Origin of the sequence: Exiguobacterium sp. s138 (assembly GCF_018618775.1) — a bacterium.
Classification (GTDB): Bacteria; Bacillota; Bacilli; order Exiguobacteriales; family Exiguobacteriaceae; genus Exiguobacterium_A; species Exiguobacterium_A artemiae.
Genome location: NZ_JACSMW010000010.1, coordinates 1 through 26770, shown reverse-complemented (window position 1 = coordinate 26770; position 26770 = coordinate 1). Strand labels below are relative to the sequence as shown.

The 26770-nt window shown below is 48.3% G+C and carries 25 protein-coding genes, 1 rRNA gene and 2 other annotated features; all 26 genes read right to left on the bottom strand.

Annotation, left to right across the window (positions count from 1 at the left end):
* Positions 1-71: 71 nt before the first annotated feature.
* Positions 72-3671 (bottom strand): DNA-directed RNA polymerase subunit beta', encoded by a 3600-nt coding sequence (gene rpoC / locus KNP91_RS14750; RefSeq protein WP_012369002.1) that lies wholly within the window; start codon positions 3669-3671, stop codon positions 72-74.
* Positions 3672-3691: 20 nt separating this feature from the next.
* Positions 3692-7249, bottom strand: coding sequence for a DNA-directed RNA polymerase subunit beta (rpoB, locus tag KNP91_RS14745; RefSeq protein WP_214767216.1), 3558 nt, complete (start codon positions 7247-7249; stop codon positions 3692-3694).
* A 230-nt stretch (positions 7250-7479) separates the two neighbouring features.
* Positions 7480-8076, bottom strand: coding sequence for a class I SAM-dependent methyltransferase (locus KNP91_RS14740; protein WP_214850823.1), 597 nt, complete (start codon positions 8074-8076; stop codon positions 7480-7482).
* Between the two features lie 83 nt (positions 8077-8159).
* Positions 8160-8525, bottom strand: a complete 366-nt coding sequence (gene rplL, locus KNP91_RS14735; protein ID WP_012368999.1) for a 50S ribosomal protein L7/L12 — start codon at positions 8523-8525, stop codon at positions 8160-8162.
* 76 nt (positions 8526-8601) lie between these two features.
* On the bottom strand, positions 8602-9108 hold the full coding sequence (rplJ, locus tag KNP91_RS14730) for a 50S ribosomal protein L10 (protein ID WP_012368998.1): 507 nt from the start codon (positions 9106-9108) through the stop codon (positions 8602-8604).
* Positions 9109-9158: 50 nt separating this feature from the next.
* Positions 9159-9313 (bottom strand) — a sequence feature (ribosomal protein L10 leader region).
* Between the two features lie 54 nt (positions 9314-9367).
* Positions 9368-10054: a 50S ribosomal protein L1 gene (rplA, locus tag KNP91_RS14725; protein ID WP_012368997.1), complete on the bottom strand. Its 687-nt coding sequence runs from the start codon at positions 10052-10054 to the stop codon at positions 9368-9370.
* Between the two features lie 116 nt (positions 10055-10170).
* Positions 10171-10596: a 50S ribosomal protein L11 gene (gene rplK / locus KNP91_RS14720; RefSeq protein WP_012368996.1), complete on the bottom strand. Its 426-nt coding sequence runs from the start codon at positions 10594-10596 to the stop codon at positions 10171-10173.
* A gap of 149 nt (positions 10597-10745) precedes the next feature.
* Positions 10746-11297 carry a transcription termination/antitermination protein NusG gene (gene nusG / locus KNP91_RS14715; protein WP_012368995.1) on the bottom strand — a complete coding sequence of 184 codons (552 nt, stop codon included), beginning with the start codon at positions 11295-11297 and terminating at the stop codon, positions 10746-10748.
* A gap of 19 nt (positions 11298-11316) precedes the next feature.
* Positions 11317-11487 (bottom strand): preprotein translocase subunit SecE, encoded by a 171-nt coding sequence (secE, locus tag KNP91_RS14710; protein WP_012368994.1) that lies wholly within the window; start codon positions 11485-11487, stop codon positions 11317-11319.
* Positions 11488-11531: 44 nt separating this feature from the next.
* A complete protein-coding gene (gene rpmG / locus KNP91_RS14705) occupies positions 11532-11678 on the bottom strand; it encodes a 50S ribosomal protein L33 (protein WP_012368993.1) in 147 nt (48 codons plus the stop codon).
* Between the two features lie 157 nt (positions 11679-11835).
* The gene (gene sigH / locus KNP91_RS14700; protein ID WP_012368992.1) at positions 11836-12477 is read right to left on the bottom strand and encodes an RNA polymerase sporulation sigma factor SigH; all 642 of its coding nucleotides are present in this window, start codon (positions 12475-12477) and stop codon (positions 11836-11838) included.
* 189 nt (positions 12478-12666) lie between these two features.
* Complete coding sequence (locus tag KNP91_RS14695; RefSeq protein ID WP_012368991.1) at positions 12667-13197, bottom strand: NYN domain-containing protein; 531 nt, start codon at positions 13195-13197, stop codon at positions 12667-12669.
* Positions 13194-13958, bottom strand: a complete 765-nt coding sequence (gene rlmB, locus KNP91_RS14690; protein WP_012368990.1) for a 23S rRNA (guanosine(2251)-2'-O)-methyltransferase RlmB — start codon at positions 13956-13958, stop codon at positions 13194-13196. Before rlmB ends, KNP91_RS14695 begins: the two co-directional genes overlap by 4 nt.
* A gap of 88 nt (positions 13959-14046) precedes the next feature.
* Complete coding sequence (locus tag KNP91_RS14685; protein ID WP_214850820.1) at positions 14047-14451, bottom strand: Mini-ribonuclease 3; 405 nt, start codon at positions 14449-14451, stop codon at positions 14047-14049.
* Entirely contained in the window at positions 14448-15845 is a 1398-nt protein-coding gene (gene cysS, locus KNP91_RS14680; RefSeq protein ID WP_012368988.1) for a cysteine--tRNA ligase, read from the bottom strand. The genes KNP91_RS14685 and cysS overlap by 4 nt, the downstream gene beginning before the upstream one ends.
* Positions 15799-16482, bottom strand: coding sequence for a serine O-acetyltransferase (cysE, locus tag KNP91_RS14675; RefSeq protein ID WP_012368987.1), 684 nt, complete (start codon positions 16480-16482; stop codon positions 15799-15801). Before cysE ends, cysS begins: the two co-directional genes overlap by 47 nt.
* A gap of 45 nt (positions 16483-16527) precedes the next feature.
* Positions 16528-16745 (bottom strand) — a binding site (T-box leader).
* Positions 16746-18191, bottom strand: coding sequence for a glutamate--tRNA ligase (gltX, locus tag KNP91_RS14670; RefSeq protein WP_012368986.1), 1446 nt, complete (start codon positions 18189-18191; stop codon positions 16746-16748).
* Between the two features lie 45 nt (positions 18192-18236).
* A complete protein-coding gene (gene ispF, locus KNP91_RS14665) occupies positions 18237-18719 on the bottom strand; it encodes a 2-C-methyl-D-erythritol 2,4-cyclodiphosphate synthase (protein ID WP_041261398.1) in 483 nt (160 codons plus the stop codon).
* Between the two features lie 2 nt (positions 18720-18721).
* Positions 18722-19405, bottom strand: coding sequence for a 2-C-methyl-D-erythritol 4-phosphate cytidylyltransferase (gene ispD / locus KNP91_RS14660; RefSeq protein WP_214850818.1), 684 nt, complete (start codon positions 19403-19405; stop codon positions 18722-18724).
* A gap of 58 nt (positions 19406-19463) precedes the next feature.
* On the bottom strand, positions 19464-20552 hold the full coding sequence (locus tag KNP91_RS14655) for a PIN/TRAM domain-containing protein (protein WP_012368983.1): 1089 nt from the start codon (positions 20550-20552) through the stop codon (positions 19464-19466).
* Between the two features lie 131 nt (positions 20553-20683).
* Entirely contained in the window at positions 20684-22060 is a 1377-nt protein-coding gene (radA, locus tag KNP91_RS14650) for a DNA repair protein RadA (protein WP_234944553.1), read from the bottom strand.
* Between the two features lie 79 nt (positions 22061-22139).
* Positions 22140-24587, bottom strand: a complete 2448-nt coding sequence (clpC, locus tag KNP91_RS14645; protein WP_012368981.1) for an ATP-dependent protease ATP-binding subunit ClpC — start codon at positions 24585-24587, stop codon at positions 22140-22142.
* Positions 24587-25660, bottom strand: a complete 1074-nt coding sequence (locus KNP91_RS14640) for an ATP--guanido phosphotransferase (protein WP_012368980.1) — start codon at positions 25658-25660, stop codon at positions 24587-24589. Before KNP91_RS14640 ends, clpC begins: the two co-directional genes overlap by 1 nt.
* Complete coding sequence (locus KNP91_RS14635; protein ID WP_012368979.1) at positions 25653-26081, bottom strand: hypothetical protein; 429 nt, start codon at positions 26079-26081, stop codon at positions 25653-25655. The genes KNP91_RS14640 and KNP91_RS14635 overlap by 8 nt, the downstream gene beginning before the upstream one ends.
* Positions 26082-26097: 16 nt before the next feature.
* On the bottom strand, positions 26098-26553 hold the full coding sequence (locus tag KNP91_RS14630) for a CtsR family transcriptional regulator (RefSeq protein WP_012368978.1): 456 nt from the start codon (positions 26551-26553) through the stop codon (positions 26098-26100).
* A 134-nt stretch (positions 26554-26687) separates the two neighbouring features.
* A 5S ribosomal RNA gene (gene rrf, locus KNP91_RS15910) occupies positions 26688-26770 on the bottom strand; the annotation flags it as partial.

The window sequence follows — 26770 nt, the reverse complement described above, 5'->3', positions numbered from 1 at the left end:
CTCCAAAATAACACAGCCGGTTGGCAACACTATATCATAGTAGCACCGCCATACCGGCGTGTCAAGGCGTTTTATTCTACAGGAGAATCTGCTTCTACAGGTGCTTCGCCTGCGATCTCGAGACCGATTTGACGGTAACGTGTCATTCCTGTACCAGCTGGAACAAGTTTACCGATAATAACGTTCTCTTTCAAGCCGCGAAGGTAGTCGCTCTTCCCTTTAATCGCCGCATCCGTAAGGACACGAGTAGTTTCCTGGAACGAAGCAGCTGATAGGAACGAATCCGTCTCAAGCGACGCTTTTGTAATACCGAGGAGAACTGGTTTAGCCGAAGCGAGTGCTTTACCGGCACGGAGCGCTTCTTTACATGCTTCTTTGAATGTGCTGATATCGACTAGCGAACCTGGTAAGAGTGATGTCTCACCAGACTCGATGACGCGGACGCGACGGATCATCTGACGTACCATGACCTCGACGTGCTTGTCACCGATCTCAACCCCTTGCATCCGGTATACTTTTTGAACTTCTTGAAGAAGATAGTTCTGTACGCCTGATACACCTTTGACGTTCAAGAGTTCTTTCGGGTCGATTGAACCTTCCGTGAACACTTGTCCGGCTTTGACTTCTTCACCGAGTTGAACACGAAGACGTGATCCGAAAGGAATCGTGTATGTCCGTGTTTCGCTCAGACCTTGAATCGTCAACTCACGCTTATCACGCGACTCCGTAAAGTCGATGACTTGTCCGTCGATTTCCGAGATGACCGCTTGACCTTTCGGGTTACGGGCCTCGAACAACTCCTGGATACGCGGAAGACCTTGTGTGATATCGTCTCCGGCAACCCCACCTGTGTGGAAGGTACGCATTGTAAGCTGCGTTCCTGGCTCACCGATTGATTGTGCCGCGATGATTCCGACTGCTTCGCCGACTTCGACGTCGTTACCAGTCGCAAGGTTACGTCCGTAACATTTCTTACAGACGCCGTGACTTGTATTACAGGTGAAGGCTGTACGAATCTCAACGTTGTCGATGCCTGCGTCGGTAATCGCACGCGCGATATCTTCGTCGATGAGTTCGTTTGTTGAAACGAGGACTGCTCCTGTTTCCGGGTGAACGACTTTTTCGAACGCTGTACGGCCGACAAGGCGGTCGTAGAGGTTTTCGATTTCTTCCGTTCCTTCGCGGAGTGCTGTGACGCGGATACCACGATCCGTACCACAATCATCTTCACGAATGATAACATCTTGCGCGACGTCAACGAGACGACGAGTCAGGTAACCTGAATCGGCAGTCTTCAAGGCTGTATCGGCAAGACCTTTACGGGCACCGTGCGTCGAGATGAAGTATTCCTGAACCGTCAGACCCTCACGGAACGAAGATTTGATCGGGAGCTCGATGATCCGTCCACTTGGAGCGGCCATGAGTCCACGCATCCCTGCAAGCTGCGTAAAGTTTGACGCGTTACCACGGGCACCGGAGTCACTCATCATGAAGATCGGGTTCAAACGGTTGAGGGATTTCATCAGACGAGACTGAATTTCATCCTTCGCGTCATTCCACGATTTAACGACACGCTCATAGCGCTCTTCTTCCGTGATGAGACCACGACGGTACGATTTCATAACGCGGTCAACATTATCTTGTGCCTCGACCAGGATTTCCTGTTTATCCGGAAGTACGATGATATCAGCGATACCAACCGTAATACCCGCACGTGTCGAGTGTTTGAAACCAAGGTTTTTCATTCGGTCAAGCATGCGGCTTGTTTCAGTCGTTTCAAAACGCTTGAAGACTTCCGCGATGACATTTCCGAGGAATCCTTTTTTGAATGGCTCGATGATCGGACGGCTCTTGATTTCAGCCGCGATGTCCGTTCCTTTTTCAAGGAAGTACTGATCAGGCGTTGCTTCCTGCAGATTGTTCATCGATGGTTCATTCAAGTATGGGAACGTCGTTGGGAGGATCTCGTTGAAGATCAACTTACCGACCGTCGTAACCAATAATTTCTCGTTTTGTGCTTCCGTGAATGTCGGGTTCTTCAGAACGCCGGCTGGAATCGCAACACGTGTGTGGAAGTGGACATACCCATTTTGGTAGGCAATCAACGCTTCGTTCACTGTCGAGAAGATTTTACCTTCGCCGATTGCGTTTTCACGCTCAAGCGTCAGGTAGTAGTTACCGAGGACCATATCCTGCGATGGTGTAACAACAGGCTTACCGTCTTTCGGGTTCAAGATGTTTTGTGCAGCGAGCATGAGAAGACGTGCTTCTGCTTGTGCTTCTGCTGAAAGTGGTACGTGAACCGCCATTTGGTCACCATCGAAATCGGCGTTGTAAGCCGTACATACGAGCGGGTGAAGACGAATCGCGCGACCTTCGACGAGTGTCGGTTCGAACGCCTGGATACCGAGACGGTGAAGCGTCGGGGCACGGTTCAAGAGAACCGGGTGCTCACGGATGACTTCTTCTAATACGTCCCAAATTTCAGGTTGAACACGTTCGATTTTCCGTTTTGCACTCTTGATGTTCGGTGCGATGCCACGTGAGACAAGCTCTTTCATGACAAACGGTTTGAAGAGTTCAAGGGCCATTTCTTTCGGAAGACCACATTGATACATCTTCAGGTTTGGACCAACGACGATAACCGAACGACCAGAATAGTCGACTCGTTTACCGAGTAAGTTTTGACGGAAACGTCCTTGTTTCCCTTTCAGCATGTGCGAAAGAGATTTCAATGGACGGTTACCCGGTCCAGTAACCGGACGACCGCGACGACCGTTATCGATCAAGGCATCGACCGCTTCTTGCAACATCCGTTTTTCATTCTGAACGATGATGTTCGGAGCGCCAAGGTCAAGAAGACGCTTGAGACGGTTGTTACGGTTGATGACACGACGGTATAAGTCGTTTAAGTCAGATGTCGCGAAACGTCCACCATCAAGCTGGACCATCGGACGGAGTTCCGGCGGGATGACAGGAAGTACTTCCAGAACCATCCACTCCGGGTTGTTGCCTGAGTTACGGAAAGCATCGAGGACTTCAAGACGTTTGATCGCACGTGTACGACGTTGGCCTTGAATCATTCGAAGATCTTCACGTAAACCGGCTACTTCTTTTTCGAGTTCAACGTCACGGAGCAATTTACGAACAGCTTCCGCACCCATTTCAGCGGTAAACGAACTACCGAATTTCTCGCGGTAAGCGCGGTACTCTTTTTCTGAAAGAAGTTGTTTTTTCTCGAGTGTCGATTCGCCCGGATCTGTCACGACGTACGACGCGAAGTAGATGATCTCTTCGAGTGCGCGCGGTGACATATCAAGGACGAGACCCATACGACTTGGGATTCCTTTAAAGTACCAGATGTGCGAAACCGGTGCTGCAAGTTCAATGTGACCCATGCGTTCACGACGGACTTTCGACTTCGTTACTTCAACGCCACAACGGTCACAAATGATTCCTTTATAACGGATCCGTTTGTATTTTCCGCAGTAACATTCCCAGTCTTTGGTCGGACCAAAAATCCGTTCACAGAACAAGCCGTCTTTCTCTGGCTTGAGCGTACGATAGTTGATCGTTTCCGGCTTCTTCACTTCCCCGAAAGACCACGAACGGATCTTTTCAGGGGAAGCGAGGCCGATTTTCATATATTCAAATCTATTAACATCTACCAAGGGGTGGACCTCCCTTTCGCTTATTCCTCTTCAGTAACAACTGGTGCGACAGGCGCTTGAACTTCTTCGAGTGCTGGAGTCGCGTTCGGGATGTTGTCCTCGTCGTCGTCTTTCATTTCGATCTCTTCATCTTCGGCAGACATCATCTTAACATCCATACCAAGGGATTGAAGCTCTTTAATGAGGACTCGGAACGATTCCGGCACGCCCGGTTGTGGTACATTTTCGCCTTTAACGATCGCTTCATATGCTTTAACACGACCGATTGTATCATCGGATTTAATTGTCAGGATCTCTTGGAGCGTATAAGCGGCACCGTATGCTTCAAGTGCCCATACTTCCATCTCACCGAAACGCTGTCCACCGAACTGGGCTTTACCACCGAGCGGCTGCTGCGTAACGAGCGAGTAAGGACCCGTCGAACGTGCGTGAAGTTTATCATCGACCATGTGGGCGAGTTTGATCATATACATGACACCAACCGAGATGCGGTTATCGAAGGCTTCACCAGAACGTCCATCATACAGGATCGTTTTAGCGTCGCGGTCCATACCGGCTTCTTCAATCGTTGCCCAAACATCTTCCTCACGTGCACCATCGAATACCGGTGATGCGACTTTGATTCCGAGTTGGCGTGCAGCCATACCAAGGTGAAGCTCGAGCAACTGCCCGATGTTCATCCGCGATGGTACACCAAGTGGGTTCAACATGATGTCGATTGGTGTGCCGTCTGGCATGTACGGCATGTCTTCTTCTGGCAGGATACGTGAGATAACACCTTTGTTACCGTGACGTCCAGCCATTTTATCTCCTTCGTGAATCTTACGCTTCTGAACGATGTACGCACGGATCAACTGGTTGACACCAGGTGACAGCTCGTCGCCGTTATCACGATCGAAGATTTTCACGTCAAGGATGATGCCGTCGCCGCCGTGTGGAACACGAAGTGACGTATCACGGACTTCACGTGCTTTTTCACCGAAGATTGCATGAAGCAGGCGTTCTTCAGCCGTCAATTCCGTTACGCCCTTAGGTGTAACTTTACCGACTAGGATATCCCCGTCTTTTACTTCAGCACCGACACGGATGATTCCGCGGTCGTCGAGGTTTTTCAGGGCGTCGTCGCCGACGTTCGGAATGTCACGCGTGATCTCTTCCGGTCCGAGTTTTGTATCACGTGATTCACACTCATACTCTTCAATGTGGATCGACGTGTAGACGTCGTCTTTCACGAGACGTTCGCTCATGATGACAGCATCCTCGTAGTTGTAACCATCCCATGTCATGAAACCGACGAGTACGTTACGACCAAGCGCAAGTTCCCCACCGTCCATCGATGGACCATCTGCAAGGATCTCGCCTTTATCGACAGGATCTCCTACTTTGATGATTGGTTTTTGGTTATAGCACGTTCCTTGGTTAGAACGGATGAATTTTTGGATCTTGTAGCGGTCAAGCTCACCTTGAACGATGTTGCCATCGACTTCCGTCGTACGACGGACAAGGATTTCACGTGCCGTTACACGCTCAGCGATACCTGAATGTTTTGCAACAACGGCAGCCCCTGAGTCTTTTGCAGACACGTACTCCATACCGGTACCAACGATTGGTGATTCCGGATCAAGAAGAGGTACGGCCTGACGTTGCATGTTCGCTCCCATGAGGGCACGGTTCGAGTCATCGTTCTCTAAGAACGGGATACATGCCGTCGCTGCCGAAACAACCTGTTTCGGTGAAACGTCCATGTAATCGACACGAGCTGGTTCGACAGACAAGTTTTGTCCGCGGAAACGTGACAAGACGTGTGTATCTTGGAACGTCTTCTCTTCCGTCAACAACATGTTTGCCTGTGCGACGACGTAGAGATCCTCTTCGTCGGCCGTCATGTAGTGAATTTCATTCGTGACGACACCCGTTTCCGGATCGACACGACGGTATGGCGCTTCGATGAAACCATACTCATTGACTTTCGCGAACGAAGACAGTGAGTTGATCAGCCCGATGTTCGGACCCTCCGGCGTTTCGATTGGACACATACGGGAATAGTGCGAGTAGTGAACATCTCGAACTTCAAAGCCAGCGCGCTCACGTGTAAGACCACCGGGTCCGAGTGCAGATAGACGACGTTTGTGCGTCAACTCAGCAAGCGGGTTCGTTTGGTCCATGAACTGTGATAACTGCGAGCTACCGAAGAACTCTTTAATCGATGCGATAACAGGACGAATGTTGATCAATGCCTGCGGCGTGATCGCATTCTGGTCTTGAATCGACATTCGCTCCTTAACGACACGCTCCATACGGGAAAGCCCGATCCGGAACTGGTTTTGGAGCAATTCACCGACTGAACGGAGACGACGGTTACCGAGGTGGTCGATATCGTCTGTCGTTCCTACTTCATGCAACAAGTTGAAGAAATAGTTGATCGCAGCAATCATGTCAGCAGGCGTGATGTGCTTGATGTCACGATCGATGTTACCGTTACCGATGATATTGATGATGCGTTCACCTTCAGCATCGTCCGGTGCGAACACCTTGATCGATTGTAAGTTGAAGGCTTCGCCTTGCGTTACTCCGCCAGTTGGCGTCGCTTCGATGTAACCGACAGATCCTTCAAGGAATGGCAAGACTTTGTCGAGCATACGACGGTCAAGAACTGTTCCTTCTTCTGCGATTACTTCGCCTGTTTCCGGATCGACAAGCGTTTCCGCCAGTTTTTGCCCGAACAGACGATTCTTCAGATGAAGCTTCTTATTGATTTTATAACGACCAACGTTTGCCAAATCATAACGTTTCGGGTCAAAGAACCGTGACACGAGAAGTGCTTTCGCATTTTCGACAGTCGGTGGCTCTCCCGGACGCAGACGCTCATAAATCTCGATGAGGGCTTTTTCCGTTGTTTCTGTATTATCTTTTTCAAGGGAGTTACGGAGGTACTCATCATCTCCAAGGAGATCGATGATTTCCTGATCCGTACCGAAACCAAGAGCACGTAAAAGAACCGTTACTGGAATCTTACGCGTGCGGTCGATTCGGACGTATACGATATCTTTCGCATCTGTCTCAAGTTCGAGCCATGCTCCACGGTTCGGGATGACCGTTGCCGAAAATCCACGTTTACCGTTTTTATCTAACTTATTGTTGTAATACACACTTGGCGAACGAACAAGCTGGGAAACGATAACTCGTTCCGCACCATTAATAATGAATGTTCCCGACTCCGTCATAAGCGGGAAGTCACCCATAAATACTTCTTGTTCCTTCAATTCACCCGTCTCTTTGTTTTGAAGACGGACTTTTACGCGTAGTGGTGCCGAATAGGTCACATCGCGCTCTTTTGATTCATCAATCGAATACTTCGGCTCTCCGAGCGAGTAGTCGATGAATTCTAATACGAGATTTCCCGTAAAGTCAGAAATCGGCGAGATATCATGAAACATCTCACGAAGACCTTCCCGCAGGAACCATTCGTATGAATTCGTTTGAATCTCAATAAGGTTTGGAAGTTCTAGAACTTCGCTGATACGTGCATAGCTTCTTCTCTGACGGTGACGACCGTACTGAACAAGTTGACCAGTCAACTGATTCACCTCTCAGACCCAGTTCTTCTTCTTGAGAAGGACGGGTGTAATATCGAACATTGAAGCCATTTTTTGACCGATAAGCGCAAAAAAGCGACGTCTTGTCTACTCAATCATCTGTAGTCGAGAACGCCAGCTGCTTCAAACTGCTTATCCAAAAATCACTCCAATGGCATTTTATAATACTATCATAGACATTAGACAAGGTCAACGACAAATCACTCGATTTGTCAAGACCGAATTGATTTAAATATTGAATACCCTTTATCGCGGGTAACCGTCTCACATGAACCGAATACTTCTTCCATCAACTTCTTCGCGGATGGTCCGCCTTGTTTCTTTTGAATGACGACCCATAAAGCGCCGCCCACTTCAAGATGATCATACGCTTCCCGTAAAATCCGGTGAACAACCGTCTTCCCCGCCCGAATCGGTGGATTCGTCACGATCGCTGCAAACGTCTGTCCAACCACGCCAGCATATCCGTCACTTACACCGGTCGTCACGGAAACACCATTCGCACGTGCATTGTCAGCCGCAAGCTCAAGGGCCCGCTCATTTACATCTACTAAAACAGCTTCCCGTCCGGTCGTTTTCGCAAGCGAAATCCCCATCGGACCGTATCCGCATCCGACATCCAGGATAGCACCCGATACATCCGGCTCTGTGAAGGCTTCAATCAGTAGACGTGAACCGAAATCAACGCCGCCTTTTGAAAACACTCCATGATCCGAAGTGAAGCGGAACGTTTCACCACGTAAAACGAATTCCCACGACTTTGGATCCCGTTTCGAGGAGGGATCATTTGTGTAATAATGATCTGCCATGTTTCCTTCCCCTCTCTATATTAAAGTTGAAAACAAAAGAAGCCCGCAAAGCGAGCTTCTTTTGTTTTACGTGAAGAAGAAAATTACTTAACTTCTACGCTTGCGCCAGCTTCTTCAAGCTTAGCTTTGATTGCGTCAGCGTCTTCTTTCGAAACGCCTTCTTTAACTGGAGCTGGAGTTCCGTCAACGAGTGCTTTCGCTTCTTTAAGACCGAGGCCTGTCAATTCGCGAACTGCTTTGATGACGTTGATTTTACCAGAACCTGCGCTAGTAAGGATTACGTCGAATTCAGTTTGCTCTTCAGCTGCTGCTGCGCCTGCACCTGCTGCTGCTACTGGAGCTGCTGCTGATACGCCGAATTCTTCTTCGATTGTTTTTACGAGTTCGTTAAGTTCAAGAACAGTCATGCCCTTGAGGTCTTCGATAAATTGCTCTTTGTTGAAAGCCATTATGGTTTTCCTCCTTTGATTTAACCCACGTTGGGGTGTGAAAAATTGTGTGTTTGCCTATCCCGCTAAGCGGACATTAAGCAGATTGTTCTTCTTTTTGCTCTGCAATTGCGTTCGTTGCCACCGCAAGACCACGGATTGGCGCTTGAAGCACGCTGAGAAGCATCGAAAGGAGACCTTCGCGTGATGGAAGTTCCGCAAGGGCTTTGACATCTTCTACTGAAGTGACTTTGCCTTCGATGATACCACCTTTAAGCTCAAGAGCTTTGTGGTCTTTCGAGAAGTTGTTTAAGATCTTAGCTGGAGCGATAACGTCTTCATTGCTGAAGGCGATCGCAGTAGGACCTGTAAATACTTCGTCAAGACCTTCAAGATTGCTTTGAACTGCAGCACGGCGGAGGAGACCGTTTTTGTAAACTTTGAATTCAACACCCGCTTCGCGGAGTTGTTTACGAAGTTCTGTTACTTCGTCTACTGTGAGACCACGGTAGTCGACGACGATTGTTCCAGCGCTCGCTTGCATTTTCTCAGCGATCTCAGATACGAGATCCGCTTTGACAGCGATAACTTTTTCGTTTGCCATTTCTGTTGCACCTCCTGGTAAATGGAATGTACCGGCGCGAGGGGCTGCTCGATTTCAAATAAAAAGCCTCCGTCTGCCAGGCAGAGGAGGCGTAATCGTCAAAAAGGATACCTGAACAAACAGGCTCTCTGAGCAAGAACACCTCGGAAGGGTTTATGCTCAATCGATGAGCACCTTCTGTCTACGGTATGTCGAATATATCAACGTTTTATACTGTAACAGCGTTCTTAGAACGTTGTCAAGTTCGTTTTAGACGAAATTATTTCGCGAAGTCAACTGCAGATACTTTTACACCAGGACCCATTGTAGAAGCGATCGCGATGTTCTTAAGGTAAACACCTTTAGCAGTAGCTGGTTTAACTTTAACGAGAGTTTCGATGACTGTGTTGATGTTCTCAACCAATTTAGCGTCATCAAATGATTTTTTACCGACTGGAACGTGGATGTTACCAGATTTGTCGACACGGTACTCAACTTTACCAGCTTTGATATCGTTGATTGCTTTAGTGACGTCAAATGTAACTGTTCCTGTTTTCGGGTTAGGCATGAGGCCTTTAGGTCCGAGAACACGGCCGAGTTTACCAACTTCACCCATCATGTCAGGTGTCGCAACGATAACATCGAAGTCGAACCATCCTTGTTGGATTTTAGTGATGTACTCAGAATCACCAGCGAAATCTGCTCCAGCAGCTTCCGCTTCTTTTAATTTCTCACCTTTAGCAAAGACGAGAACTTTTTGTGTTTTACCAGTACCGTGTGGCAATACGACTGCTCCACGGATTTGTTGATCTGCTTTCTTCGGATCGACTCCGAGACGAACAGCAAGTTCGATTGTTTCATCGAATTTCGCAGTTGCAGACTTTTTAGTCAAATCTACAGCTTCAGCGAGTTCGTATGAAACCGTACGATCGATAAGTTTAGCAGCTTCTTTATACTTCTTACCCATTTTAGGTTCCTCCTTTGTGGTTGTGCGGAAAATCCTCCCACATAATGAAAGGGTAGCAAGGCTTCAAGTAACTATCCGCCTGCGACCCTCATCGTTGTTCATTGCAATCAAAAGACTCAGTCTTCGATTACGATACCCATAGAACGTGCAGTACCTTCAACCATCAACATCGCTGTTTCAACAGATGCTGCGTTGAGGTCTGGCATTTTCGTTTCAGCGATTTCGCGAACTTTGTCACGTTTGACAGTCGCTACTTTCTTACGGTTAGGCTCGCCTGAACCGCTCTCGATTCCAGCTGCTTTCTTCAAGAGAACTGCTGCTGGTGGAGTTTTAGTAATAAACGTAAATGAACGATCTTCAAAAACCGTGATGACTACAGGAATAATCAAGCCGGCTTGGTCTTGTGTACGAGCGTTGAACTCTTTACAGAAGCCCATGATGTTCACACCTGCTTGACCGAGTGCCGGTCCAACTGGTGGAGCTGGGTTTGCTTTGCCCGCAGGAATTTGAAGTTTAACTAGTTTCATAACCTTCTTCGCCACGAGACACACCTCCTTAATTCTTTAATGTGGTTTAATTGGACGTTGCGCGTCCTCCCACTCATTCTATTCGACGAGTAATTTACCGAAATAAGCACAACATCAAACAGGAAAAATTGTACCATTAAAATAAAAGTTTCGCAATAGGAAACTTAGTCAATCTTCTCAACTTGTGAGAAATCGAGCTCTACTTTCGTTTCACGACCGAACATATCGACAGAAACTTTCATTTTTTCAGCTTCTGTTTCAAGCTCTTCGATCGTACCTTCCAGGTTCGCAAAGACGCCTTCTTTGATCCGTACGATTTGTCCCATTGTAAAGTCATAACGACTCTTCATGTCGACAAGTCCCATTGATCCGAGAATGTTTTCTGCTTCTTCAGGAAGAAGTGGTGTCGGTTTCGAACCACCGCCGACCGAACCGAGGAATCCCGTGACGTTCGGTGTGTTACGGACGACATACCAAGAATCATCCGTCATGACCATCTCGACGAGGACATACCCCGGGAAGATCTTGATTTCACGTTCCTTGATTTTCGTTTCACCTTTTTTGTTTGTTACTTCTTCCTGTACCGTTTCGATTGGAACGAGTACACGGAAGATTTTCTCGTCCATGTTCATAGATTCAATCCGACGTTCAAGATTTGCCTTGACGTTATTTTCGAATCCAGAGTACGTCTGGACAACAAACCATTGCTTATCCATGGTACGTCACCTCTTCTTTTTACTTAATCAACCAACTCATGAATGCGCTGAGCCCTGAATCGACACCGAAGATGAAGACACCCATAAAAATGACCATACCGATTACGGTCAGTGTATACTTCGTCAGTTCTTTTCGTTTTGGCCAGCTCGTCTTTTTCAGTTCATTCCATACGTCACGCAAAAATTTCATCGTACTTTCCCTCCAGGATGTATTAAATGGGGACAGATGAAGCCTTATTTCGCTTCTTTATGAATCGTATGCGCGTTACAGCGGCGACAGAACTTCTTCAGTTCCAAGCGGATGCTGACATCCTCTTTTTTCATCGTCGTGTAGTCGCGGGCACCGCAAATATCACAAGCAAGGCCTACTTTCTTCGCCATCTCAAACGACCTCCTTCTTTGCCACTCCTTCTCTTCAAGAAGAGAACCCTCTCTCCAAAAAAGAGCGTAAAAAAAAACGCCTATGAGCGGCGTCTCGCTAGTAAGGCGCTATTTATACAGTAGCACACCCGGATAACGGGGTCAATCCACCTCTCGATCAGACCGTCAGTTTTCGCGCTTCGAGATACCGTTCCAGCTTTTTCTTTACGCGTTGAAGGGCATTATCGATGGACTTGACATGACGATCGAGATCGTCGGAAATTTCTTGATAGGTTCTTCCGTCGAGATAAAGCGCAAGCACCTTGCGTTCCAGATCACTGAGAATCTCATCCATCTTGCTTTCGATATCCGCATACTCTTCCCGGTTGACGATCAACACTTGCGGATCCGACGGGGCGGTCGATGTAATGATATCGAGCAACGTCCGTTCCGACTCATCATCGTAAATCGGTTTATCAAGCGAAATGTATGAATTAAGCGGGATATGTTTTTGACGTGTTGCGGTTTTAATCGCCGTAATCATCTGCCGGGTAATACACAGTTCAGCAAACCCTTTAAAGGAAGCCAGCTTATCCGTCCGATAATCCCGGACTGCCTTATACAGACCAATCATGCCTTCTTGGATGATATCTTCGCGGTCCGCTCCGATCAAAAAGTAAGACCGTGCTTTTGCACGCACAAAGTTCCGATACCGCTCGATCAGAAATTCGAGCGCATCACTGTTGTCAAATACCTTCGCCTGTTCCACAAGCGCCTCATCGGTCATGCACTCAAACTGGTCGAACGAAACCAAACTCATCCGTCATCCCTCCAAGCTTCTCTAACAAACTAATCGATTGTTTCTAATTATACAATAATTTCCTGCCCTGCGACAATGAAAATTGGCATGACCTCTTTTTTGTTCCCGGAATGACCGGAACACCTCACGCACCCGGATCAAAAAAAGCGGATTCCACGACTGCATCGTGAATCCGCTTTTCCGTTTTCATCATGAATCTGAATTTTTGCGCCGCCGGATTTCTTCGAGCCGTTCAATGACATCAGCCGGCATATCGATTGTCGAACGTGGTTTTTGACTCGTTTTTGACGTAATGGTCTGTCCGCGGATCACGGCGACCGCCGCCTTCCAGTCCCGGCGCAGTTCCTGTGCTGAAACCCGTAAGGCACCGAGTGTGAAGATGACCCATTGTTCGGTGAAATCGTTTGTTGCGACCGTCAGTTTAACCCGGATATCCTGTAACCATTCCGCTGCTGTTTTTTCAATCCATTCATCCGCCGTTTCGTTTTCCCGTGTGTAAATGACTTCGATACCGCTTTTCTTAATTCGGGATTCCCGTCCCGGTTGCAGATAGGCATCAAAGACGATCGTCACACTGATTCCCGTCACGGCTTGGTACTCGGCCATCGCATCGACCAATCGTTCCCGTGCTAATTCAAAATCCTGCTCCCGCAATGTCCGGAACTCCGGCCATGCGCCAATGATATTGTAGCCATCAACGATCAGACGGTCGTATTTCATCGCGAATACGGCTTTCTTGTCCGGTAGACCTCATATAACAACAATGAGGCGGCAACGGATGCGTTGAGTGACGTGACGTGTCCTGCCATCGGGAGATGGACGAGGAAATCGCATTTTTCGCGGACAAGCCGACTCATGCCTTTTCCTTCGCTACCGATGACGATTCCAAGCGGCATCGTTCCGTCGAGCGTCCGGTAGTCATCACTCTCGCGGGCATCCGTTCCGACGAACCAGATTCCTTTTTTCTTTAAATCTTCCATCGTCCGTGTCAGGTTCGTGACACGCACGACCGGGATGTGCTCGATGGCCCCTGTCGAAGCTTTCGCGACGACTTGCGTCAATCCGACAGACCGGCGTTTCGGAATGATGATTCCGTGGGCCCCGACAGCATCTGCCGTCCGGAGAATCGATCCGAGATTATGCGGGTCTTCGAGTTCATCGAGTAAAATCATCAACGGCGTCTCGTCTTTCTTTTCTGCAAGAGCAAAAATATCATCGAGTTCTGCATACTCGTAAGCCGCGACGGCCGCGACGACACCCTGGTGGTTGTCACTTCCCGTCAGACCATGTAATTTGGAACGTGGAACGATCTGTGTCTGGACTCCTGCCTCTTTCGCCATCGCATGGATGACGGCAAGTGGTCCTTTCTGCTGTCCTTCCTGAATGAAGAGCTTGTTCATCTCCCGACCTGACCGCAATGCTTCGAGAACAGGGTTCCGTCCGTACAGGAAGTCTTGTCCTTCCGCGAGCGGTTCAATCACGACCTCTTCCTGTTTGGTTTCAACCTTCTTCTGTTTCGGCTTTTCGCTATGCGGCTTATCTTTTTGTTTTCGTGCCGGCTGGAACGATTTATTTTCCGTCCGTTGCTTCGGCTTCGAGTAATTCGAACGCTTGTCCGATGAGTTCTTCAAGACGATCCCCTCCTTCTGCAAGATAGATATATCCAAGCAATGCCTCAAACGCCGTAGCATAACGGTACGTATGAACGTCCGTACTTTTCGGGACAGAACCGGATTTGGCGTTCTTCCCGCGCCGGACGACGGCTTGCTCTTCTTCTGTTAACGTATTTTCATTTAACCAGTGGGTCACGACGAACGCTTGGGCCTGGGCACGGACATACTGGATGGCTGCCTGATGCAGCTCACCCGGTTTGACGAACCCCTTTTCAAGCAACCGTTCCCGGACATGCATTTCGTAGACGACATCGCCCATGTAAGCGAGTGCCAGTGCATTTAATTGTTTGTAGTTCTTCATCCGCGCTTCCACCGCATCCCTTGTGCTGTATCCTCAAGCAAGATGCCTTGGTCGCGCAATTGATCACGGATTGCATCCGCCCGGGCGAAGTCGCGTTCTTTTCGTGCTGTATCACGATCACGGATCAGCTGTTCCACTTCTTCGTCGAGCAACCCTTTTTCAATCGTCAGGGTCACACCGAGAACCGTCGACAATTCTTGGAAGACTGCCAAGAAACGTTCCAGGACTTCTTTTGCAACTTGATCTTCCCCAAGATAGAGGTTCGCTTCCTTCGACAGGTCAAACAGATCAGTCACGGCATTTGCCGTATTGAAATCATCATCCATCGATGTGACGAAATGCTGTTTGATTTCTTCAATCCGGTTCAACCATTTTTCTGTTGCCGTTCCGAGGTCAGCTGTCATCGTCAGACGATGTTCAACGTTTGCGACCGATTCGCGGATTCGTGCCAACCCGTTTGCCGCCTGATCAATCAGGTCACGGCTGTAGTTGATTGGATGACGGTACTGGACCGACAGCATGAAGAAACGCAAGACCATCGGATCGACCGCTTGAATCGCTTCGTGGACCGTCAGGAAGTTACCGAGTGATTTGGACATCTTTTCATTTTCGATGTTAAGGAATCCGTTATGCATCCAGTAGTTCGCAAACTTTTGGGAATTGCAGGCTTCCGATTGGGCAATCTCGTTTTCATGGTGCGGGAATTTAAGATCCTGTCCGCCGGCATGAATATCAATCGTATCTCCGAGATATTTTTTCGCCATCGCCGAGCACTCGATGTGCCAACCGGGACGTCCTTCTCCCCATGGACTCGTCCATGCCGGTTCACCCGGTTTTGCCGCTTTCCATAAGACGAAATCAAGCGGATCTTCTTTTTTCTCACCGACCTCGATCCGGGCCCCTGAACGGAGTTCGTCAATCGACTGTTGGCTCAATTGACCGTAATCTTTAAAGCTGCGTGTCCGGAAGTACACATCTCCGCTTGACGCGTAAGCATTTCCTTTTTTGACGAGTACTTCGATGAAGGCGATGATATCGTCCATCGTTTCCGTGACGAGCGGATGAATATCCGCTTTTTGGACATTTAACGCCCCTGTATCCGCGTGATAGGCTTCGATGAATCGTTTTGTCAGTGCGTGGTAATCTTCTCCGAGCTCATTTGCTGTCCGGATGATTTTATCGTCAACATCCGTGAAGTTCGAGACATACTTGACGTCGTAGCCCCGGTACGTAAAGTAGCGGCGGACTGTATCGAAGACGATGGCCGGACGGGCATTTCCGATATGGATGTAGTTATAGACAGTCGGTCCACAGACGTACATCTTGACCTTTCCTTCTTCAAGCGGTTTAAACGGTTCCTTTTTTCCGGTCATGCTGTTGTAAAGTTGTATCATGGCGGTGTCCTCCTTTTATTCGTTCAATCTCATATTTTAATTGTTCAAGTTCCAGTTCAACCCGTTCCTGGCATTCACGAACCGGATCGGGTAATTGATGATCAAGCGGTGCATCGACCTTGATACCGTCCTGTATCACGACACGTCCGGGAATACCGACAACGGTCGCATTGGACGGTACGTCTTTTAAAACGACGGAGCTTGCACCAATCTTCGACGAATCACCAATCGTGATATCACCGAGTACGCGTGCTCCGGCGGATACGAGGACACCATTTCCGAGTGTCGGATGCCGTTTGCCCGTTTCTTTCCCTGTTCCCCCGAGTGTCACACCTTGGAACAACGTGACATCGTCGCCGATAATCGCTGTTTCGCCGATGACGACGCCCATACCGTGATCAATGAAGAAACGACGTCCGATCGTCGCACCGGGATGAATTTCGATTCCTGTCAGGAACCGACTGAATTGCGATAGCATTCGGGCGGCGAGATGCAGATTCATTTTCCACATACGGTGGGCTAACCGGTGCATCCAGACAGCGTGTAACCCCGGATAAGTCAAGACGACTTCTATCGTACTCCGGGCTGCCGGATCCTGTTTAAATACATTGCGGATATCTTCACGCATCCGTGTCATGTTTGTTCTCCTCTCCATAAGAAAAAGCGCCTCCGTGCATCGCTGCACAGAGACGCCAATCAGCGCGGTCCCACTCTGTTTGGATGAACGAATCATCCCTCTCCGGTCCGTTAACGCCGGAGATACGTCTACGCCTACTCTCACTGATTTCGGGTAGCACTCAGAGGGGCATTTCGAGAGCGCGTCCGTTCAAGCTTTCTCACCACTCAAGCTCGTCTCTGTACAACGGACATCGTTCCTACTTTCCTCATCTACGCTTTATTTTATGCGTCCAGACGCGCAAGTACGCGATCTTTTCCTAATAATTGAATCGTGTTCGGAAGCTCTGGTCCGTGTGTTTGTCCGGTCGTTGCGACACGGATTGGCATGAACAGATTTTTTCCTTTTTGTCCGGTTGCTTTTTGAGTGGCTTTGATCGCCCCTTTGATCGCTTCCGGTGTCCATTCTTCAAGTGTCCGCAATTGGCTTGCGAATTCACTTAAGACAGCAGGAACAGTTTCTCCTGCCAAGACAGTGTTTGCTTCTTCATCATACACCAGTTCATCCTCAAAGAACATCTCTGAAAGCTCGACGATTTCCGCACCGTGCGTCATCTGTTCCCGGTATAATCCGACCAGGTTTTGTGCCCAGACAAGCTCTTCTTCCGTCGGTTCGCTTGAAACGCGTCCCGCGTCCTGCAGGAACGGCAGACTTGCTTCGAATACTTCTTCGAACGATTGGTGTTTCATGTATTGACCATTGATCCAGGCCAGTTTTTGTTGATCAAAGACAGCCGGACTTTTCGAAAGACGGGATGCATCGAAAATCTCGATGAACTCTTCTTTCGTGAAAATTTCCTGTTCGCCGACCGGTGACCAGCCAAGCAACGTCACGAAGTTGAGTAACGCTTCCGGCAAGTAACCGAGATCTTTATACTGCTCGATGTATTGAATGATCGACTGATCACGTTTCGACAGCTTTTTGTGTTCTTCGTTGACGATGAGCGTCATGTGACCGAACGTTGGATACTCCCAGCCGAACGCATCGTAAATCATCATCTGCTTCGGTGTGTTCGAGATATGGTCGTCTCCGCGAAGGACGTGGCTGATCGCCATCAAGTGGTCATCCACGACAACCGCAAAGTTATACGTCGGGATGCCGTCTTTTTTGACGATGACCCAGTCGCCGAAGTCTTTGGATTCGAACGAAACATCTTCTTTGACGATATCGTTCCATGTGTAGGTGACGCTTTCCGGTACACGGATTCGAATCGACGGTGTCCGACCTTCAGCCACGAACGCTTCTTCCTGTTCCTGCGTCAAGTTCCGGTGAGCACCTGAGTAACGTGGTGCTTCGCCGCGGGCAATTTGTGCTTCCCGTTCTGCTTCAAGCTCTTCCGATGTCATGTAGCACCGGTAAGCCAATCCTTTTTCAAGTAACTCGTCGGTATACTTTTTGTATAGATCGAGTCGCTCCATTTGGAAATAAGGACCGTACTCGCCGCCGCGACCTGGACCTTCATCCCAGTCGATGCCGAGCCATTCGAGGTACTTCATCTGACTTTCCACACCACCGTCGATGTTTCGTTTCTGATCCGTATCCTCAATCCGTAAAATCATCTTGCCGCCTGCATGTCGTGCAAACAGGTAGTTAAATAATGCTGTTCGTGCATTCCCAATATGAAGGTGTCCCGTTGGACTTGGTGCATAACGTACACGTACTTCTGCCATTACCGATTCACTCCTTTAGTCTAAAATTCGCTTACCTAGTATACCTTATTCTTCGATTCGTTTCAGCAAAATCACAGCCTGACATGCGATTCCTTCTTCACGTCCCGTAAAGCCGAGCCATTCCGTCGTCGTAGCCTTGACGTTGATCTGTTCGATATCCGCTTCCAGCAGCTCCGCGATCCGTGCCCGCATCGTATCGATGTAAGGACGTAACTTCGGTGCTTGTGCAATGACGGTCGCATCTAAATTCCCCAGCTCATAGCCTTGTGCTTTGACTAAAGCATAGACGTGTTGCAACAACTTTGCCGAATCAGCATCTTTAAATTCCGGATCCGTATCGGGGAAGTGTTTCCCGATATCCCCGGCTGCGATGGCACCGAGTGCCGCGTCCGCAATCGTATGTAACAAGACGTCGGCATCTGAGTGCCCGAGTAATCCCTTCGTATGCGGAATCTCGATTCCACCTAAAATCAGTTTGCGATCCTCTGCAAAGGCATGTACATCAAATCCTTGTCCAATTCGAATCATCATCATTTCCCCCGTTTCGTTAAAATAGCTTCTCCAAACAATAAATCGTCCGGTGTCGTCACTTTAATGTTCTCGTATTGTCCGGTAACCCAAGTCACCGTTCCTCCGTCCCATTCTATCAAACTTGCGTCATCCGTACCTAAAAATTCCGTTGCCGCTTTGGCATGGATGCTTCGGATCGTCTCTAGCTTAAAGGCTTGCGGTGTTTGAGCAGCCATTAATTGCTCCCGAGGAACCGTCTCGACAATCGTGTCGCCGTCAATCCGTTTGACGGTATCCTTAATCGGTACACCTAAAATTGCAGCGCCGGTCCGTTCCGCTGCTTCGACGACCTGCTGAATCGATGCAATAGTCACGAATGGTCGTGCCCCGTCATGAATCAACACGATTCCGGGCTCCGTCAACGCTTCCAGACCACGCTGGACGCTTTCCTGGCGTTCACGTCCGCCCGGGACAAGACGGATTGGTGTCTTATAGGGTGCTGTAATGCCTTCGAACCAGGACTGCTCGGCTGGATTGATCGCGAGAATGATTTCAAGACAAGCCGGATCCTGCTCAAAAACGTCAAGTGTCCACTCGATGATGGAACGATTTCGTAACGTCAGCATCAACTTGTTCCGATCGGCCCCCATCCGTTTCCCTGCGCCGGCAGCCGGAATGACGATCCGGTATGTGTGCTCTTTCATGTAGTTCCCTCTTTTCTCATAAGTAAAGACTGCCAAAATAGATTTGGCAGTCCGCTGGTTATTTTTCTTGTGGTTTCGCAAAAATCATTCGTCCGGCAGACGTCTGTAACACACTGGTCACGACAACACCAACCGTTTTTGAAATCAAGTGTTTTCCTTCTTCGACGACGACCATCGTGCCATCCTCCAGATACGCAATTCCTTGTTTTTGTTCTTTTCCTTCTTTAATCACAAGGACTGTCATCTCTTCACCGGGAATGACGACCTGTTTGACGGCGTTCGCCAAATCATTGATGTTCAAGACCGGTACGTTCCGCACTTCGCAGACTTTATTTAAGTTGTAGTCGTTCGTGACGACGATGCCTTTCATCAGCTCAGCCAGTTTAATCAACTTGATGTCGACTTCCGGAACATCCTCAAAGTCTCCGTCATAAATCTCGACTTCCATGCCGGGAATCGATTGGAGTTCTTTAAGAACATCAAGCCCGCGGCGACCACGGTTTCGCTTCAACGTATCCGATGAATCCGCAATATACTGCAACTCGCCGATTACGAATTGCGGGACAATCAGTTTGCCTTCGACGAATCCGGTTTTCGCGATATCGGTAATCCGGCCATCGATGATGACACTCGTATCCAGGACTTTACTGTTCGACTTTGCGACAACGACGGGCTCAGCCGCTTTTTTCTCCGACTGATTGTTACTGTTACGCAAGAAGACTTTCGTCAGTTCGTGACGTTTCCGGTACCCGACCGTAAATCCGAGGTATCCGAACAAAACTGCGACAATCACAGTCAACACATTACTGAGTAATGGAATACCGACCAGTTCAATCAGCATACTGACAAGAAAAGCCATGACAAGGCCAACCAATAAGCCGAATGTGCCGAAAAATAAATCGGCGACCGGTGCTTTCACTAACTTTTCTTCTAAAAACCGGAGAAGTCGAATCACAGAATCCGTAATGAATAATCCAATTAATAAAAATATGAGTGCACCAATCGTTCCTGTTACGTATGTGGTCATCAACCATTCCGGGAAAGCCATCTTCGTCGCTGCTTCAATCAGTTGAAATAATTGAGGAAGCAACAAGATACCAAGCGCAAGACCTAATAACGCAAAAAAGATCCTGATGACGATTTTCAATCTTCCCACCTCCTTTTATTATTTTAAGTTCATTGTAACATGTATTTATTTGAATCACCTACGCCTTAGGATGGGGAAACTGTTTACATGTCTGTTACATCTTCCCCATCTTTTGCCGTAGTTGAAACCGCTTAAAATGGAATTGTTTCCCGCAATGCTTCATCGACACTTTCGACGCCGATGACCGTGATGCCGGGCGGATACGTCCATCCACCGAGGTTGTTCTTCGGAATGATCGCACGTGTGAAGCCAAGCTTCGCCGCTTCCGCGACACGCTGTTCAATCCGTGAGACGCGTCGGACTTCACCGGTCAATCCGACTTCACCGATAACAACATCCGTCGGTCGTGTCGGCTTATCGCGGAAACTCGAAGCGACCGCCACACAAATCGCTAAATCGATTGCTGGTTCATCGAGTTTGACGCCACCCGCTGCCTTGAGATAGGCATCTTGTGTCTGCAGCAACAAGCCCGATCGTTTTTCCAAAACAGCCATCAGTAACGCGACTTTATTTTGATCGATCCCCGTTGCCATGCGACGCGGGTTCCCGAACGAGGTCGGCGAAATCAAGGCTTGCAGTTCCACCAATACCGTCCGCGTCCCTTCCATCGAAGCGACAATTGTTGAACCGGATACACCGGACGTCCGTTCTTCGAGGAAAATCTCCGACGGATTCAAGACTTCTTCAAGACCCGATTCGCGCATTTCAAAAATCCCGATTTCATTCGTCGAACCGAATCGGTTTTTAACAGCCCGCAAAATCCGGAACGTGTGATGGCGCTCTCCTTCGAAGTACAAAACGGCATCCACCATATGCTCAAGCAGACGAGGTCCGGCAATCGATCCTTGTTTCGTCACGTGACCGACGATGAAGATGGCGATTCCACGACTTTTGGCGATTTTCATCAGCATCGCCGTACATTCCCGGACTTGCGTCACACTACCCGGAGCTGATTGGATTTCATCAATATAGACGGTTTGAATCGAATCGATGATCAAAAAGGCCGGGTTTTCTTCATCGACGACACGCTCAATCATATTCATATCCGTCTCACTTAAGACAAACAGATCCTGCGTCGGTAACCCGAGTCGTTCCGCCCGTAATTTCGTTTGCTTAAGCGATTCCTCACCCGATATATACAGAACCTTCTCCCCGCGTGCGGCGAGACGTGCGCTCGTCTGAAGTAAAATCGTCGACTTCCCGATTCCCGGGTCTCCTCCGACAAGGACCATTGAACCGGGGACGATTCCACCACCGAGGACCCGGTCAAATTCACCGCTGCCGGTGAAGACACGACTTTCCTCCTGGGACAGGATATTCGATAAACGTTCCGGTTTTAATTGTTTAGTCGTCGTATGCACAAAAGCGGAACCCCGCCGTGCTTTCTTCTCTTCAACGACTTCTTCAACCATCGTGTTCCATTCGCCACAGCCGGAGCAACGGCCCATCCATTTCGGAGATTCCGTTCCACAACTCTGGCAGACAAATTTCGTCTTTATTTTAGCCAAGCGATTCATCCTTTCTTTTTATCAAGAAAAAAATCCAGCTTTCGCCTCATACTTGCGAAAGCTGGACCCTGTTGATCAATTATTCGGTCGTTGCTGGTTCAGCTTGATGACGGCGGACGATGAATTCACCATCTTCGACATCAAGTGCCACCCGCTCACCTTTTTGAATATCGCCTGCGAGCAATGCTTCTGACAAGCGATCTTCTGCTTCCCGTTGAAGGGCCCGACGGATTGGACGGGCTCCGTATTCCGGATCATATCCGATATCCGCGATTTTCGAGAGCGCAGCCGGCGTCAACTCGAAATGCACCTGTTGTTCTGCAAGGCGTTTCTCAAGCGTTTTCGCCATGAGTTTTACGATTTCTTCGATGTGTTTCTTCTCAAGTGAGTGGAAGACGATTGTTTCGTCAATCCGGTTCAAGAATTCAGGACGGAAGGCGCGTTTCAACTCTTCCATAACTTTACCCTTCATGTCTTTGTACTCACGATCCGTATCATCGGAGACCGCAAAACCAACATATTTATTGCGTTTAAGAGCACTTGCTCCGACGTTTGACGTCATGACGATGATTGTATTACGGAAGTCGACAGTCCGACCTTTTGAATCCGTTAAGCGACCGTCGTCAAGCACTTGAAGTAAGATGTTGAAGACTTCAGGGTGTGCTTTCTCGATTTCATCAAGCAGGATGACGGAATATGGTTTCCGGCGTACTTTCTCAGTTAACTGACCGCCTTCTTCATATCCGACGTATCCCGGAGGAGAACCGACAAGGCGACTTGTCGCATGTTTCTCCATGTACTCGGACATATCGATCCGGATGATCGCATCTTCGTCACCGAACATCGCTTCTGCGACAGCCCGGGCAAGTTCCGTTTTACCGACACCGGTTGGTCCAAGGAAGATGAATGAACCAATTGGACGTTTTGGATCTTTTAAACCAGCACGTGCACGACGGATGGCTTTTGAAATCGATTTAACGGCTTCGTTTTGACCGATGACACGTCCATGAAGAATTTCTTCGAGGCGAAGCAGACGATCTGTCTCTTCTTCCGCGATCTTCGTGACCGGAACACCTGTCCAGTTGGCGACGACTTGGGCGATATCGTCTTTTGTCACTTCCAGTTTCTCGTTGCCTTGCTTGTTCTGCCATTCTTCTTTTAAGCGTTCCAATTCATCTCGTAATTTTTGTTCTGTATCACGGAGACTGGCTGCTTTTTCGAATTCCTGGCTTTGAACGGCTTCATCTTTATCTTTGCGAATACCTTCAAGCTTCGCTTCGACTTCTTTTAAGTTCGGTGGTGCTGTATAAGAACGTAAACGGACTTTTGAAGCCGCTTCGTCAATCAAGTCGATTGCTTTATCCGGTAGGAAACGATCTGAAATGTAACGGTCCGAGAGTGTAACGGCTTCTTGGATCGCTTCATCCGTGATTGTCACACGGTGGTGCGCTTCATAACGGTCACGCAGACCGAACAAGATTTGTGTCGCTTCATCCGTTGTCGGTTCAGCTACTTGAATCGGTTGGAAACGACGTTCGAGTGCCGCATCTTTTTCGATGTATTTCCGGTACTCATCGAGTGTTGTCGCTCCGATACACTGGAGTTCTCCGCGGGCAAGTGACGGCTTCAAGATATTCGAAGCATCGATTGCACCTTCTGCTCCACCGGCACCAATCAATGTGTGCAATTCATCGATGAAGAGAATGATGTTTCCAGCCTGACGAATCTCATCCATGACTTTTTTCAAACGGTCTTCGAACTCACCACGGTATTTTGTTCCAGCGACGAGTGTCCCCATATCGAGAACCATGACACGTTTATTCCGTAATGTCTCCGGCACTTCATTATTGATGATTTGTTGGGCAAGACCTTCAACGACGGCTGTTTTACCGACACCGGGTTCTCCGATCAAGACCGGGTTGTTTTTCGTCCGGCGGCTTAAGACTTCAATGACACGTTGAATTTCTTTTGAACGACCGATGACCGGATCAAGACGTGTTTCCCGTGCTTGTTGCGTTAAGTCGCGTGCCAGACCATCAAGTGTCGGTGTTGCGACGCCAGATCCTGCTTGTGACGCATTCGCTGTCGTTTCGCTGTTGCCAAGCAATTGAAGTACTTGCTGACGTGCTTTCGAGAGGCTGATGCCAAGGTTGTTTAATACACGTGCTGCCACGCCTTCTCCTTCACGGATCAAACCAAGTAGAAGGTGTTCTGTTCCGACATACGAATGACCGAGTTTACGGGCCTCATCCATCGAAAGCTCGATGACTTTTTTGGCACGTGGTGTATAGTGAATCGTTGTCGCACCGTCTTGACCGCGACCGATTAAAGCTTCAACTTCCATTTGAATCTTATCTGAACTGAGTCCGAGTGCTGTTAAGGCTTTCGCCGCAATCCCGTCTCCTTCACGTACAAGTCCGAGTAAAATGTGTTCTGTTCCGATATTATGGTGACCAAGACGTACCGCTTCTTCTTGAGCAAGTGCGAGTACGCGTTGAGCACGTTCTGTGAATCGTCCAAACATCATTACGCAAAACCTCCTTGTGTGTGATCCCTGTTTGTCTGTTCGGTTAACATCTGACGAATGATGGTCGCTCGCTCGATGTCCCGTTCTCTTGATGTTAATTGTTTCCCGAAATGCTTTTGTAGAAAACCTGTTTGTAGCGATACAAGCAAATGATGGAACAAGTTCGGCGGAAGTTCGACCTCCAAACCGAGACTGTCCGCTAACCGGACATCGGATAAACGTTCCGTTGCTTCACGGGCCGTAATCAGTCGGGCCGATCGTAAAATTCCGGATGACCGGTAAAGCCGGTCTTCTAGTTCTTCTTGATACGTCTCCAATAATCCTTTTCTTGCTGCTTGTTCTGCTTCAATTAATGCTTCAACGGCAAATTGATAATCCGTAATCAACATGTCTTCACTGGCACCAAGCGTCCGTTGGTTCGACAATTGGAACATCCGGCCGGAAGCATCGCTTCCTTCACCGTAACGCCCACGAATCGCAAAACCGAGCTGCCGCAAGTGTTTAATGTACCCTTGGATTTGATTCGTCAGGACAAGTCCCGGTAAATGCAACATGACTGAAGCCCGCAGACCTGTTCCGACGTTGCTCGGACAGGTCGTCAAATAACCAAGCGTATCATCAAAAGCAATCTTAAAGCGTTCACTGATTAAACGATCGACCTGCTTCGCAACCCGAAATGCTTCTTCCAGCTGTAAACCCGGTAAAAGCGTTTGAATGCGGAAATGATCCTCTTCATTGACCATGACACTGATCTGTTCATCTTCACTTATAAAAAGTCCAGTCCGTGGATGTGTCGCCAGCGCCGGACTAATTAAATGCTTTTCTACTAAAGCAGTCCGGGTTAAAGCATCGACTTGGTCAACCCGTCCAAATTGAAAACCTTTCAACCCCGATAGTTGACGCTCAGTTTCATTGATTAACGCATTTGCCTGATCTTCTGTCATTCTTGTCGAAAATGGATAGTGGGCTACATTACGTGCTAACCGAATTCTGGTTGAAACGACAATATCATCGTAAGGTGCCTGCTGATCCATTTTTTGACTGAGAGGTTGCGTCAAGAGTTCTTCAAACATGGCGCAAATCCTCCTCCACATTTACAATTTGTTGTTTGATGATTTCTGCTTCTTCATAGTCTTCCGATAAGATTTTCCGATTCAACTGTTCCCTGAGTCGACTCAACTGCTGGACCAAACGTTTTTCGACCGACTCTTCTTCAGGACGTGAACCGTAATGTTTCGTATGACCGTGTTGAAACTGACGAATCATCCCGTCGACTTCTTCTTTAAAAAACGAATAGCATGTTGCACAACCAACTTTTCGTAAATGTAAAAGTTGTTGACGTGTCATCCCACATGAAGGACAAGCGGTTTCTTGATAGGCTTTTGCCAATTCTTTTACACAAACCGAACAAAGGATTTGTTCGGTTCCTTCTTGATCTTGTGGAAGTTTGACACGGACGACAGCTTCCCGTTCACCACACCGCTGACAACGCATACACATTCCTCCCGTGTCACAGTCGTTTAATGGTTTGCAAGACGGTTTGCATCAAATGAGCCCGCATCCGACGTTGATCTTCAAGTGCCATTGGTAGACTTTCCTTCTGTAGCAACGATTGAATCAAAATCGCTTCCCGTCGTGTCAAAAGTTGCTCATTGATTAAACGAACTAGATAGTCTTCTGCCGCTTGTTCGGTCAAATCGTTTCCAACCCACCGACTAATTTCGTCTAACAGATCATGACTATCTAAAATGACAATCTTTTGAATGCGGATATACCCACCGCCACCACGTTTACTCTCGACAAAGTACCCTTTTTCAATCGTGAAACGCGTGTTGATGACATAATTGATTTGTGAGGGTACACAATCAAATCGTTCTGCAATTTCCTGGCGTTTGATTTCGATTTTTTTCTCATCATGTAAAATCTGCTTTAAATAGGCTTCGATGATATCTGTGATGTTTTGCATGGGCACCACCTCTCTGACCATCTTTGACTATTGTTTGATTTAATAGTAATCATCTTAAAAGTGAAATGCAAACATTTAGCTTTTTAGGGTACACAAAAAGACCGACCTGCAAAATGCAGATCGGTCTCTTACTGGCCTGGCAACGTCCTATCCTCACAGGGGGAAGCCCCCAACTACTTTCGGCGTTCAAGTGCTTAACTTCCGTGTTCGGCATGGG

Bases quoted from the DNA above. Each gene is read 5' to 3' on its own strand.
- KNP91_RS14740 (WP_214850823.1), bottom strand. From the start codon at position 8,076: ATGGCAGATCATTATTACACAAATGATCCCTCCTCGAAACGGGATCCA.
- rplL (WP_012368999.1), bottom strand. From the start codon at position 8,525: ATGGCTTTCAACAAAGAGCAATTTATCGAAGACCTCAAGGGCATGACT.
- rplJ (WP_012368998.1), bottom strand. From the start codon at position 9,108: ATGGCAAACGAAAAAGTTATCGCTGTCAAAGCGGATCTCGTATCTGAG.
- rplA (WP_012368997.1), bottom strand. From the start codon at position 10,054: ATGGGTAAGAAGTATAAAGAAGCTGCTAAACTTATCGATCGTACGGTT.
- nusG (WP_012368995.1), bottom strand. From the start codon at position 11,297: ATGGATAAGCAATGGTTTGTTGTCCAGACGTACTCTGGATTCGAAAAT.
- secE (WP_012368994.1), bottom strand. From the start codon at position 11,487: ATGAAATTTTTGCGTGACGTATGGAATGAACTGAAAAAGACGAGCTGG.
- rpmG (WP_012368993.1), bottom strand. From the start codon at position 11,678: ATGGCGAAGAAAGTAGGCCTTGCTTGTGATATTTGCGGTGCCCGCGAC.
- sigH (WP_012368992.1), bottom strand. From the start codon at position 12,477: ATGAGTTTGGTTTCGTTCGACCAGTTTGAGTGCATGACCGATGAGGCG.
- KNP91_RS14695 (WP_012368991.1), bottom strand. From the start codon at position 13,197: ATGAAATACGACCGTCTGATCGTTGATGGCTACAATATCATTGGCGCA.
- KNP91_RS14685 (WP_214850820.1), bottom strand. From the start codon at position 14,451: ATGAAGAACTACAAACAATTAAATGCACTGGCACTCGCTTACATGGGC.
- cysS (WP_012368988.1), bottom strand. From the start codon at position 15,845: ATGATACAACTTTACAACAGCATGACCGGAAAAAAGGAACCGTTTAAA.
- cysE (WP_012368987.1), bottom strand. From the start codon at position 16,482: ATGACACGGATGCGTGAAGATATCCGCAATGTATTTAAACAGGATCCG.
- gltX (WP_012368986.1), bottom strand. From the start codon at position 18,191: ATGGCAGAAGTACGTGTACGTTATGCACCAAGTCCAACGGGACACCTT.
- ispF (WP_041261398.1), bottom strand. From the start codon at position 18,719: ATGATTCGAATTGGACAAGGATTTGATGTACATGCCTTTGCAGAGGAT.
- ispD (WP_214850818.1), bottom strand. From the start codon at position 19,405: ATGAAAGAGCACACATACCGGATCGTCATTCCGGCTGCCGGCGCAGGG.
- clpC (WP_012368981.1), bottom strand. From the start codon at position 24,587: ATGATGTTTGGACGATTCACAGAACGTGCTCAACGCGTACTCGCACTT.
- KNP91_RS14640 (WP_012368980.1), bottom strand. From the start codon at position 25,660: ATGTTTGAAGAACTCTTGACGCAACCTCTCAGTCAAAAAATGGATCAG.
- KNP91_RS14635 (WP_012368979.1), bottom strand. From the start codon at position 26,081: ATGCGTTGTCAGCGGTGTGGTGAACGGGAAGCTGTCGTCCGTGTCAAA.
- KNP91_RS14630 (WP_012368978.1), bottom strand. From the start codon at position 26,553: ATGCAAAACATCACAGATATCATCGAAGCCTATTTAAAGCAGATTTTA.